General features: G+C 60.0%; 11 protein-coding genes and 2 pseudogenes. 6 read left to right on the forward strand and 7 right to left on the reverse strand.

What is annotated here, in order from left to right; all coding sequences use genetic code 11:
• Window positions 1–158 precede the first annotated feature (158 nt).
• A complete protein-coding gene (locus MF410_RS04060) occupies window positions 159–683 on the reverse strand; it encodes a chemotaxis protein CheW (protein ID WP_239620183.1) in 525 nt (174 codons plus the stop codon).
• 319 nt (window positions 684–1,002) lie between these two features.
• Between MF410_RS04060 and MF410_RS04065 the strand changes: the two are divergent.
• Together MF410_RS04065 and MF410_RS04070 are read left to right on the forward strand one after the other, a co-directional pair.
• A pseudogene (locus MF410_RS04065) lies at window positions 1,003–1,604 on the forward strand (SCO family protein).
• A 68-nt stretch (window positions 1,605–1,672) separates the two neighbouring features.
• The gene (locus tag MF410_RS04070; RefSeq protein ID WP_097628260.1) at window positions 1,673–2,551 is read left to right on the forward strand and encodes a 50S ribosomal protein L11 methyltransferase; all 879 of its coding nucleotides are present in this window, start codon (window positions 1,673–1,675) and stop codon (window positions 2,549–2,551) included.
• A gap of 363 nt (window positions 2,552–2,914) precedes the next feature.
• Here MF410_RS04070 and MF410_RS04075 read toward each other — a convergent pair whose 3' ends face one another.
• Window positions 2,915–3,088, reverse strand: a complete 174-nt coding sequence (locus MF410_RS04075) for a hypothetical protein (protein WP_165503931.1) — start codon at window positions 3,086–3,088, stop codon at window positions 2,915–2,917.
• Window positions 3,089–3,366: 278 nt separating this feature from the next.
• Here MF410_RS04075 and MF410_RS04080 point away from each other — a divergent pair, with 278 nt between their 5' ends.
• A complete protein-coding gene (locus MF410_RS04080; RefSeq protein ID WP_097628316.1) occupies window positions 3,367–5,202 on the forward strand; it encodes an aminopeptidase P family protein in 1,836 nt (611 codons plus the stop codon).
• Between the two features lie 24 nt (window positions 5,203–5,226).
• On the opposite strand, the gene MF410_RS04085 is transcribed toward MF410_RS04080, so the two are convergent.
• Both MF410_RS04085 and MF410_RS04090 read right to left on the reverse strand, forming a co-directional pair.
• On the reverse strand, window positions 5,227–5,535 hold the full coding sequence (locus tag MF410_RS04085) for an AzlD family protein (protein WP_097628261.1): 309 nt from the start codon (window positions 5,533–5,535) through the stop codon (window positions 5,227–5,229).
• A gap of 3 nt (window positions 5,536–5,538) precedes the next feature.
• On the reverse strand, window positions 5,539–6,270 hold the full coding sequence (locus MF410_RS04090) for an AzlC family ABC transporter permease (RefSeq protein ID WP_097628262.1): 732 nt from the start codon (window positions 6,268–6,270) through the stop codon (window positions 5,539–5,541).
• A 133-nt stretch (window positions 6,271–6,403) separates the two neighbouring features.
• Between MF410_RS04090 and MF410_RS04095 the strand changes: the two genes are divergently transcribed.
• The gene (locus MF410_RS04095; RefSeq protein ID WP_097628263.1) at window positions 6,404–6,658 is read left to right on the forward strand and encodes a DUF2164 domain-containing protein; all 255 of its coding nucleotides are present in this window, start codon (window positions 6,404–6,406) and stop codon (window positions 6,656–6,658) included.
• 87 nt (window positions 6,659–6,745) lie between these two features.
• Window positions 6,746–8,338 (forward strand): hypothetical protein, encoded by a 1,593-nt coding sequence (locus tag MF410_RS04100; protein WP_097628317.1) that lies wholly within the window; start codon window positions 6,746–6,748, stop codon window positions 8,336–8,338.
• A 23-nt stretch (window positions 8,339–8,361) separates the two neighbouring features.
• Here the strand turns inward: MF410_RS04100 and MF410_RS04105 are convergent, their stop codons facing one another.
• The 3 genes and pseudogenes from MF410_RS04105 to MF410_RS04115 all read right to left on the reverse strand — a co-directional run bounded on the left by MF410_RS04105 (window position 8,362) and on the right by MF410_RS04115 (window position 10,579).
• Complete coding sequence (locus tag MF410_RS04105) at window positions 8,362–9,027, reverse strand: dihydrofolate reductase family protein (protein WP_097628264.1); 666 nt, start codon at window positions 9,025–9,027, stop codon at window positions 8,362–8,364.
• Window positions 9,028–9,199: 172 nt separating this feature from the next.
• Window positions 9,200–9,825 (reverse strand): annotated as a pseudogene (pncA, locus tag MF410_RS04110) (bifunctional nicotinamidase/pyrazinamidase).
• Between the two features lie 250 nt (window positions 9,826–10,075).
• Complete coding sequence (locus tag MF410_RS04115) at window positions 10,076–10,579, reverse strand: EF-hand domain-containing protein (protein ID WP_097628266.1); 504 nt, start codon at window positions 10,577–10,579, stop codon at window positions 10,076–10,078.
• 275 nt (window positions 10,580–10,854) lie between these two features.
• On the opposite strand from MF410_RS04115, the gene MF410_RS04120 reads away from it, so the two are divergent.
• Window positions 10,855–11,202 carry a hypothetical protein gene (locus MF410_RS04120; protein WP_097628267.1) on the forward strand — a complete coding sequence of 116 codons (348 nt, stop codon included), beginning with the start codon at window positions 10,855–10,857 and terminating at the stop codon, window positions 11,200–11,202.
• The last annotated feature ends 21 nt before the right edge of the window (window positions 11,203–11,223 follow it).

An 11,223-nucleotide genomic window follows, 5' to 3' on the forward strand; every position in this document is an offset into this window, starting at 1 on the left:
ATGAAGACCCCGCCCCACAAGAGGGAGGGGCTTAATTTGGCGCACCCGCTTTCCAGATTCTCGACGTTTCGGGGGAATGAGGCGTAGCCCCGGTTAGTCCCTCCCCCTTGGGGGAGGGGTTTTGCACACGGAAATCATGCCTGCCGCACTCTCGACACCTAATAAAAAAGCCCGGACGAGCCGGGCCTTCCAATGCCAGAATGGAAAAGTATCAAGCGGCCTGAGTCAAGCTCGTCGGCGATAACCGTATCGAGGTTCAGGAAGCAGACCATGGTCTTTTCCAGTGCGACGATGCCGCGGCAGAAGGCGCGCTGGGCTTCCGGGATGATTTCCGGCGGCGGCTGCAGGTCTTCGCTCTTGATAGTCATCATGTCGGAAACCTGCTCGACCAGCAGGCCGACCAGCTTGCCGGCGATGTCGGTGACGATGATCGCCGAGCGCTCGGAGGGCTCAGTCATCTTCATGCCGAGGCGGCAGGCCATGTCGATGACGGGGATCACCGCGCCGCGCAGATTGATGAGGCCGAGCACGTAGGGCGGGGTGTGCGGCATCGGCGTCACCGGCGCCCAGCCGCGGATTTCGCGGATGGCCATGATGTCGATGCAGAACTCCTGGTCGCCCAGGTGGAACGAGACGATTTCGAGATAAGCGCCCGACTGCTTGATGGCGTTGTTGTTGTTCATGGTCAGAATTCTTCCCAGTTATCCCCGGCGGAGTAGCGATGCAGAACTGCCGTTAAATATAGATGTGACGGCTTAAGTCTTTCCTAACGATATGTATTTTGGGATTGTCCGTCGCTCTGAAGGCAAGCTATTCACAAACATCGATTTTTTTATCGTGCTGATTTCTGGGGGGCGATTTCCGGTCGGGGAACGGCTGCGGCCGATGAGACAATTAATCACGGGTCAGAAAACATATTGTTGAGTTGCGCCCCTTCGGTCGAGACTATAATCACGCCGGAAGAGGCGGGCGGCGCATCCGCCTGGATCGAGGATCTCGCCAATGAAGACATTCCGCATCGCCGTCTGGGTCGGTGTCCTGATACTTGCCGGGGTTCTCGGCTTCGTCAGATGGTATCCTTTGAAATCGGGGATGTGGCGGCGGAGGCGCCCTTCGGTGTTCCATTTACCCTGGTCTCGCAGAGCGGGCAGCCGATCACCGAAGAAGCGTTGCGCGGCAAGCCGACGGCGCTGTTTTTCGGCTTTACCCACTGCCCAGAGGTTTGCCCGACGACGCTCTTCGAGCTAAACGGCTGGATGGAGAAGGTCGACCCCAAGGGTGACAAGCTGCAAGCCTATTTCGTGACTGTCGATCCAGAGCGCGACACGCCCGAGATTATGAACGAATACGTCTCCAACGTTTCCAGGCGCATCACCGGCATTTCGGGTCCGCCGGACAAGATTGCCGAAGTCATCAAGGGTTTCCGCGTCTATGCCAAGAAGGTGCCGGTCGACGAGAAGGATCCGAACGGCGATTACACGATGGATCACACCGCCTCGGTCTTCTTACTCGATTCGGCCGGGCGGTTTGCCGGAACGATCGCCTATGGCGAAAACCCGGACACGGCGGTAAAGAAGCTGGAGAATCTCGTCAATAAGGGGTGATGGTTTCAGCGTGATGGGGCGTTGCCTCGACCGGTGGCGAGCAACGGAAACGGGAAAGACCGCCTATCGTGAGTGAAATCCGCCTTTACGTGACGACGACCGAGAGCAAGGCCGAAGAGATCCTCGATCTTCTGAGTGCGGTCTTCGGCGAAGAAGACTTTGCCATCGGCACCACCGAGATCGACGAGAAGAAAGATATCTGGGAAGCCTCGATCTATATGATGGCCGAAGACGAGGCCGAAGTGCATTCCCGCGTCGAGGCCGCATTGAAGGCCTCTTTCCCCGATGCCCGGCTGGAGCGGGAAGTCATCCCCGATGTCGACTGGGTCGTGAAATCGCTGGAGGGGCTGAAGCCTGTCAGGGCGGGGCGCTTCCTGGTGCACGGCTCGCATGACCGCGACAAGGTCCGCCCCGGCGATATCGCCATCGAGATCGATGCCGGCCAGGCCTTCGGAACCGGCCATCACGGCACGACCGCCGGCTGCCTCGAGGCGATCGACGCCGTGGTGCGGTCGCGCCCGGTCTGCAACGCGCTCGATCTCGGCACCGGTAGCGGCGTGCTGGCGATTGCGGTGCGCAAGCTCAAGAACATACCGGTGCTCGCAACCGACATCGACCCGATCGCGACGCGGGTGGCGGCAGAAAACGTGCGCCGCAACGGCATCGCCTCGGGCATCGTCACCCGGACTGCGCCGGGCTTTCATTCGACGGCCTTTTCCGAGCATGGTCCCTTCGATCTGATCATCGCCAACATTCTCGCCCGGCCGCTGATCCGCATGGCGCCGAAGCTTGCGACGCATCTCGCACCCGGCGGCTCGGTGATCCTTTCGGGCATTCTCGCCGCGCAGCGCTGGAAGGTGATCGCCGCCTATAGCGGCGCGAGGCTTCGGCATGTCAGGACGATCTGGCGGAACGGCTGGGTGACGATCCATTTCGATCGGCCTTGAGTTTTTGGGGCGATGAGGAGGCGAGTGCCTGTCTGATGGCGCATCCGACGCGGTGTTTCACTGCGCCGGCGGCGAGTTTGGCGAGAACATCACCTCATTGCCGCATGGATGCTCGGCTCAAGGCCGCATGACGGAGCGTGGGGTCGACGGAAGGAGCCATTCACCGTACCGGCGCCTATATCAGGAACCTGTCCACCAGCTAAACCCTACCGACGACAACAAAAAAGGCGGTGCCGATGGCACCGCCTTGGACCGGTCTATCCGGTCAATGCCCGCGAGCTCAAAGGGGAGGAGCGCTCGAGCGGGCTCTACTGCATTCCAATAGGCCGGTCCGGGAGGGAGGAGACGGACGGGCTTTCAGACTCAGAACGCGTAGCTGGGAGCGCCGTTGTGGCGCGTGGCGCGCTGGCCCGCGCCGAGCAGCTTGAGGCTGTCGTCGTTCTGCGGCCGGCGGGCGCCGATGACGTGACGTACGGTCTGGCGTTCGCCAGCCTGCACCGGGCTGCTGTATGCGAAGCGCGAGAGAGAGGCGGCCATTTCAAAAATTCCTTTGTTGCAGGTTCATCGCGAACCGTTCGATGCCGTCTATATAGCTATTCTGAAAGGCGGAGGCAGAGGGTTTGGCTCATGGGAGCCATGCGGCTAATGCATAAAGCGTGCCAAATTAACTTTTGGCGTCACAGTTCTGTCAAAATACTAGGCCGCCCCTACGGTTTCGACTCGTTTCGTCGCTTTTTCTCCCCATCGATTGAAATTTCGCTAACATGGCCGGCATCCCCTTTACCGGATTCGTCTCAACCATTCGGGTTTCCAGCATGTTCCAGTCCTTCGAAGTCACCTCCACGCCCCAATTCGGCAGGGATCGGGTATCGGCGCTGCGCGCTGCTTTCGATTCCCTCGAGATCGACGCCTTTCTTGTGCCGCGCGCCGACGAGTTCAACGGCGAATATGTTCCCGCATGTTCGGAGCGCCTGGCCTGGCTGACGGGCTTCACCGGCTCGGCAGGCATTGCAATGGTTCTGCGCACGCAGGCGATCGTCTTCGTCGACGGGCGTTATGTGACGCAGCTTGCCGAACAGGTCGACGGTTCGGTCTTCTCGAGCGGCGATCTCGTCAACGAGCCGCCGCATCTCTGGCTTGCCGCAAACGGAGCCAAGGGGCTTCGGCTGGGCATCGATCCCTGGCTGCATGCGGGTGCCGAGGTGCGCCGTCTGGAACGATCGCTTTCGCAGATCGGCGGCACGCTCACCTTCCTGCCGCACAATCCGCTCGACAGGCTCTGGAGCGACCGGCCGGCCGAGCCGCTCGGCGCGGTCAGCATTCAGAATGTTGCGCAGGCCGGCGTGCTTGCCAGGGATAAAATCGCCACGATCGCCGCCGACCTTTCGAAGAAGAACTTGGCGGCAGTGTTAATCGCCGATCCCTCCTCGGTTGCCTGGACCTTCAACATCCGCGGCGCCGACGTGCCGCACACGCCGCATCCGCTGGCGCGTGCCATCGTCCATGCCGACGGGCGGGCCGAGCTCTTCCTCGACAAACGCAAGACCGGCATCGAGTTGGAGGCCTATCTCGCGCAGATCTGCACGCAGCTGCCGCCCTCGGCGCTGGAGGAGAGGCTGGGCGCCGTCTCCAGGGATGGCGGCCGTGTGCTGATCGACCCCGATATCGCCTCCTATGCGCTGGCCGAGATTATCCGCAAGGCGGGCGGCGAAGGGGTGGAGGGCGCCGATCCCGCCAAGCTGCCGCGCGCGGTCAAGAACGACGTCGAGATCAATGGCTCGGCCGCCGCGCATCTGCAGGATGGGGCGGCAATGGTGGAATTCCTCTATTGGCTGTCGCAGACAAAACCCGGCACAGTGAGCGAAATTGTTGCCGCCGAGCACCTCGAAGCGGCGCGGGCCCGGGTCGGCCAAAATATGCAGAACCCGTTGAAGGATATTTCCTTCGACACGATTTCCGGCGCTGGCGAACATGCGGCGATCATGCATTACCGCGTGACGACCGAGACCAACCGGATGATCGAGGCTGGCGAGCTCTTCCTGATCGATTCCGGCGCGCAATATATCAACGGCACGACCGACATCACCCGTACCGTCGGCATCGGGGCGGTTTCAGAAGAACATCGCCGTTTCTTCACACTGGTGCTGAAGGGGATGATCCAGATCAGCACCGCGCGTTTCCCGAAAGGCACGCGCGGCTGTGACCTCGACCCGCTGGCGCGCATCGCGCTGTGGCGGGCAGGGGCCGATTTCGCGCACGGCACGGGCCATGGTGTCGGCTCCTATCTCTCGGTGCATGAGGGGCCGCAGCGCATCTCCAGGCTTTCGACGCAGGAACTGCTGCCCGGCATGATCCTGTCCAACGAGCCGGGCTATTACCGGCCCGGCAGCTTCGGCATCCGCATCGAAAACCTGATCTATGTGCGCGCGGCCGAGGAGATCGACGGCGGCGACGCGGCCATGCTCGGCTTCGAGACACTGACTTTCTGCCCGATCGACCGCAGTCTCGTCATTCCTGAGCTTCTGACCCATGACGAGCTGCACTGGTTCAACGACTATCACCGCCGCACGCGCGAGGCGCTGATGCCGCTGATCCATGATCACGATGTCCGGGCGTGGCTCGAAAACGCGACGTTGCCGGTGGAATATTAAGGCAATGTCGTCTGAATGCCGGCCTTAGACGCCGGCGGTATGACGCCAGATCATCACTGCGATCCAGGCGGCGACCAGCATCCACGTATGGGTGAAACGCAGGCCGACGAAGAGGGCGACGATCAGCGCCAGCTTCGAGTCCCAGCCGCCGATGAAAAAGGCAGGTGCGACCAGCGTCGTCAGCACGGCGGCCGGCACCGCATTCAGCGCCGCCTCCATGCGCGGCGGGATGCTCTTCATCCGGGTGATGAGGATGTAGCCGCCGATGCGTGTGGCGAAAGTGGCGACCGCGGCGGCGAGGATGACGAGCGCCATGTGAAGATCGAATTCCATGGCTCAGACCTCATGCACTTCGGATTGCAGGGCGTCGGCTTCGAGATCGGGCTCCTGCGGCGGCAATGGCAGCAGGGCGGCAAGGACGATGCCGGCAGCGGCGCCGAGGCTGACATGCCAGGGCGAGCCGACATAGCGATAGGCGAGCACGGAAGCCACCGCGCTGACGAGCGCCACGGGCAGGAAATTGTCGCGCTTGCGGAAGCCGAGAACGATGCCGAGGAAATAGGCCGGCAGCAGGATATCGAGGCCGATGGCCTTGGGATCACCGATGAAGCCGCCGAGCATGCCGCCAATGACGCTGATCAGTACCCAGGGGATATAGATGATGATGCCGAAGCCGAAATACCAGGCGAAGGTCAGCGGTTTGCCGGCCTCGCTGCGCTTCACCGCTTCGGCAAATTGCGGATCGACGAGCAGGAAGAAGGTGAGGAATTTCTGCACCGGCGTGAAATGGCCGATATAGCGCGCCAAGGCCGCCGAATAGAGCACGTGGCGGAAATTGACGGCGAGGATCGACAGCACGATCAGCCAGGCATGGACATTGTGACCGAAGAGCTCGATGCCGACCATCTGGCTGGCGCCGGCATAGACGGTGGCGCTCATAAAGGCGACCTCGGAAAGCGACAGGCCGTTTTCGACCGCGAGCGCCCCGAACAGAGCGCCGAAGGGCGCCGACGCCAGCGCAACGGCGGAGCCGCCCCGCAAACCTTCAACAAAGTCGGCGCGATTCATGCGATCATCTTATCCTGTTGGAATCCAAGCTTTCCCTTATGGTCTATGGATTGCAGCGGCAATTGAATTTCATTGATTGACCGATCGATTTCGCTGAACCATCGCAGCCCCGGTCGCATTCAAAGAGGAAACCATGAAGAAGATCGAATTTTCCAAGGACGAAAAGGCTGAGATCGTTTCGCGCATTCGCGCTTATTTCGACCGGGAGCTCGATCCTATTGGCGCCTTGCCGGCTGAATTCCTGCTCGACTTCTTCGCCGAGGAGACCGGTCCGTACTTCTACAATCGAGGGCTGAGAGACGCCCAGGCTGCCTTGTTGAAGAGAATGGAGGATCTAGCCGAGGACATCCATCTTCTCGAGAGGGAGAGCAAAACCTCTGGCGCCTGATAATCAAATGGCGGCCTACATTTAACGCCAAATTATGTCACGGCCGATATGGTCGTCACGCTGTCATTCACCGGGTTTGCGTGTCATTTGGCCTCGATTGTCTCTGTTGTTGATGAACCGCGTTTCGCCAAGCTCGGCAAACCGTTGATCTTTTTGGTTTGGCTTGCGCTGGCGTCTGCTCTTTGCTGGTCCGAAACCGTTTGGCGTGACGAGGTTCGCGCATTGTCGCTGGCCCTTCAGGGGGACAATTTCGCCGATATGCTTCGCCAGTTGCATGGCGAGGGTCATCCAGCTCTCTGGTATATCCTGCTGCGCGCCGCCTATGTCGTTGTCGGCTCCCCCGTCGTTCTGAAGGTTGTCGCGCTGACGATTGCGGCGGCCGCGGCCTATCTTCTTGTTTTCAGGCTGAAACTGCCGCTTCCCATCATGCTGCTGTCGCTGTTTGGCAGCTTTTCGATTTTCGAATACGCCGCGATGTCGCGAAACTACGGCATCAGCATGCTGGTGATTTTCCTAATCGTTCTGATCTGGGAGAAAGGAGCCCGCAACGGGATCTTGCTCGGCCTGCTGTTTGCCTTGCTGGCAAATTCCAACGTCCATTCGGTCGTCCTTGTCGGCGGCTTCCTCGCCTATTGGTTTTTCGATTTAATTCTGGTGCGACCGCGGTCTCCTCTGACGGAATACCGGGCCTTTGCAACAGCTGCCGCCATTGCCGCGGTTGGAATTGTCCTGTGTTTCGTAACGGTCTATCCGACCTTCAATGATACGGGGCAGAACGATCTCAGTGGCAAGAACTTCGTTTTGCTTGCCCTTGGCGCTCTTGCTGCGCCCAGTTCGCATTTTATGGAATTCTATCCCAACTGCATCCTTGAATTGGTCGTGGCATATCCGCTGGCGTCACGCATTTTCACAGCGCTGATGTCCGTGCTCGTCTATGCCAGCCTGTTGTCGCTGGCGAACAGGCGGCCGGCGATGATCGCAGCGGGTCTTGTTCTGTTGGGGCTTTCGCTGCTTTTTACGCTTGTCTATCCCGGCGGATACAGACATCAGGCGCTCTGGCTGGTTTTCATGATCGCGATGACCGCCTTGAGCACGAACTTCCAGCGTGAAGGAGTGGACGTTGCCGGCATGAAGGCAACCGGCAGCGGCGTAAAGTTCGGGCGTCTGTGCTTCCTGATATTACTGGCGCTGCAGGTCGTGTCCGGTATCGAAAAGGTCAATCGCGCCTTCGTGGCCGAAATACCCTTTAGCCGGAGCAGGGATTTCGGGGCGTTCATTCAATCGCGCCCCGATCTCAAGGATGCGATCATCATGGCAGATCCCGACTATCTCGTGGAAGCGCTGCCCTATTATCTTTCCAATCGCACCTATCTTCCGCGCGAGGAGCGGTTCGGCGCCATCGTGCGATATACCCGCAACGCGCGGCTTTCGCTCAGCCTTGCCGATATGCTGCAAACGGCACGTCGATTGCAGCAGAGTGAGCAGGTGCCTGTCGTCATTCTTCTTTCGCGGCGGCTCGACCAGATTACGGCCCCCGTCTCCTTGCGTGAAAGCTATGTTTGGCGGTTGTCCCTGACGCCGGAGGATATCTCTGCTTTCCAGAGTGCGACAGAACTCGTCAAACGCTTCGGCCCAGATGCCGGGAGCGACGAGACCTACGATGCCTATGTCATGAAGTAAGACACTGGACTGCAGTCTCTTCCTCAGCCCTCCCGCTTCATCCGCTCCCGGCGCGCGATTTCGGCCTGCGAGGGCTCCGACATGGCGAAGCTGCCGGGTTCGACCTCGCCGGCGCGTTCGTAGACGCTCATGATGACGCCCGTGGTCGATACCGAGTTGGCGGTGAGTTTCAGTGCTTCCGGTCTGGCGCCATGGCCGAAAAGGCGCTTGCCGGGGCCGAGGATCACCGGGAAGGTCAGAAGCCGGAGTTCGTCGATCAGGTCGTGCGCCAGCAGTGTTTGCAGAAGGCTGCTGCTGCCCTGGGTGAGAATGTCGGGGCCATCCTCCCGTTTCAACCGGGCGATTTCGGCGGCAGCATCGCTGCGCAACGCAATGGAATTTTCCCAGCTGAGCGGCTCCGCCGAGGTGGTCGCGACATATTTGGTCGCGGCGTTAAAGGCCTTACCGATGGGATCGTCTTCACCGACATAAGGCCAGTGGGCGGCGAAGATCTCGTAGGTCTTGCGGCCGAGCAGCAGTGCGAAGGGGTCGGTGAAGATCCCATCCATGAACTGGCCCATCGCCTCGTCCCAATAATTGACGGTCCAGCCGCCAAGGGTGAAGCCGCCGGTCGGATCCTCCTCAGGCGCGCCGGGCGCCTGCATTACGCCGTCCAGGCTGACAAAGGCAGCGGTCACAAGCTTTCTCATCTCTCGACTCCCATGGTCGGTGTGTTCATAGCCAAGGACGGGTCGGCGTGCGCCAATCCGACATTCCCCGCATTGTTTTTAAAGCCTGTCGCGTAAAACGACATGCATAAAGACAAGAGCCAAAGTGCCGGGGGCGAATCTGAACGATCGCGACGCGCTTTTATAGCGTCAGTTAGCCGTCCAGGACTTCGGCGCTGTCGATAATCGCGATGCCATGGGCGCGCATCTCGTCGATGGCGGCGGCAACGCCTTCGGGGTGATGCCGCGGCTTGCATCCTCGATGAAGCGGACGCGGATACCCGGGATCATCTCCAGCGCGTCGAGCGCGGAGAACTTGACGCAATAGTCGGTCGCCAGCCCGCAGACGTCGAGATCGGTGACAGCCTGGCCCTCGAGGAATTCGGCAAGGCCGGTCGAGGCATCGCGGTCATTGTCGCGGAAGGCGGAATAGCTGTCGATGTCGGGATCCTCGCCCTTCTGCTGGATCAGGTCGATCTCTTCGGATTTCAGCACGGGATGCAGTTCGGCATCGAGCGTGCCCTGAATGCAGTGATCGGGCCACATCATCTGCGGCTTGCCCGACAGTTCGCCCATCTCGAAAGGGGCCGCACCCGGATGGGCGGAGGCGAAACTGCCATGGCCCGGCGGGTGCCAATCCTGGGAGGCGACGATCAGATCGTATTTGCCGCTGTCGATCAGACTGTTTGCGATAGGAACCACCTTATCGCCATCCGGTACCGGCAGATTGCCGCCCGGACAGAAGCCATTCTGAATGTCGACGAGCAGCAGCGCTTTCATCAAGGCCAATCCCTTCGCTTATTCCAGTGTAAAGACGCCAAGCATATTGAACGCATCAACTAGTGGATTTCCAGGCGCCGACGCGCAAGTGTTAAATCTGGTACTAGCGGTAGTAAGTGGCTGAAAAAGAATACGCTAATGCAATCACCGCGAGAGCCTGCGACGGCCCTCGTGTCGAAATGGAAGGGAAGGCGGAAGACGCTTTTGCGTCTGGCGGATCGAGGCTCCCCCGGCGGAACCCCGTGCCGAACTATGCCGCGGTCACGGCGTCGGCTACGGAATCACTTGCCGCAGGGGATGCGCCATAGGTATTGCGATGGGCTTGGAGGGCCGTCTGCATGTCGCTCAGCACTTTGGTGAGCAGCGGATCGCTGTCGCCTGAGGTGCTGATCTTGTTCGGATCAGCGGCGAGGAATTCGGCTTCGGTCAACTTGCCGTCGCCATTGCTATCCATCGCGGCAAAAACGCCCTTGGAGGTGTCGTCGCTCTGATCGCTGCCATCAGCCTGATCGTCGCTGTCATCGGTCTTTTGCAGGGACAGCATCAGCGACAGGATGTCGGCGGTGATCTTCTTGACGATATCGGCGCTGCTGTCGTCACCGTCGGCTGATGTCGCAGCCGCGCCGGATGACGAGGACTGCGACGCGGCGGCGAGTTCGTCCGCCGAAACGACGCCGTCACCATTCTTGTCGAGGCTGGAAAGCGGAGACTGGTACTGGGATAATGTGCTGCCGAGAGATGAAACGCTGGTCACTTGAACCTCCTTCGAAAAGTTCGTCGTGAAGCCCGCCTTTCATGGACGGGCAGGTTCCGGGCTAAGCTGATTTGCGCCAAGCGTCAAAGCGACGTTTTGACACGTTAACTTTTCGGTTACCAAAGATATCTTTTTGGAATTATTGTGTTTTTGTAGACAGATGGGTTCGATCGGATGGAGTTCTGCACCGGGCGCGGAAGCGCGATGCGAGGCCGATCTTGCTCCCGGCCGCAATTTCTGCCTTTCTTGCTCAGACCCAAGCCGGAAGCGAAACCATGTCCGAGTCAGAGCCGAACGAGAAGATCGATGCGACGTTCCGCAACGGGTCGCTGACGGCGACCGGGATCATCCTCGGTTTCTCTCTCAATTTCATCAGTCTCTGGGTTTCCAATCCCAATAACTGGAGCCGCGTCGATCTGCTGCCGATGTCGTTCCTGACCGTCGGCATCGCTATTCAGGTGAAGGTGTTTGCCGATCTCTTGGCGCGGGACTCGCTGCTTGCCGTCAAATATGACCGGTCGCGCCGACTTTTCTTGATCGGATTGTCGATCGTGGCCATCGGGATGGGCATCGCCTTGATGAACGATATTCTCGGGCTCGGCAGCATGCGGATGCTCGGGTAAAGGGTCTTGCGTCGCGCAGAG

The organism is Rhizobium sp. C104 (assembly GCF_022354505.1).
In the GTDB taxonomy this organism is placed as follows: domain Bacteria; phylum Pseudomonadota; class Alphaproteobacteria; order Rhizobiales; family Rhizobiaceae; genus Rhizobium; species Rhizobium redzepovicii.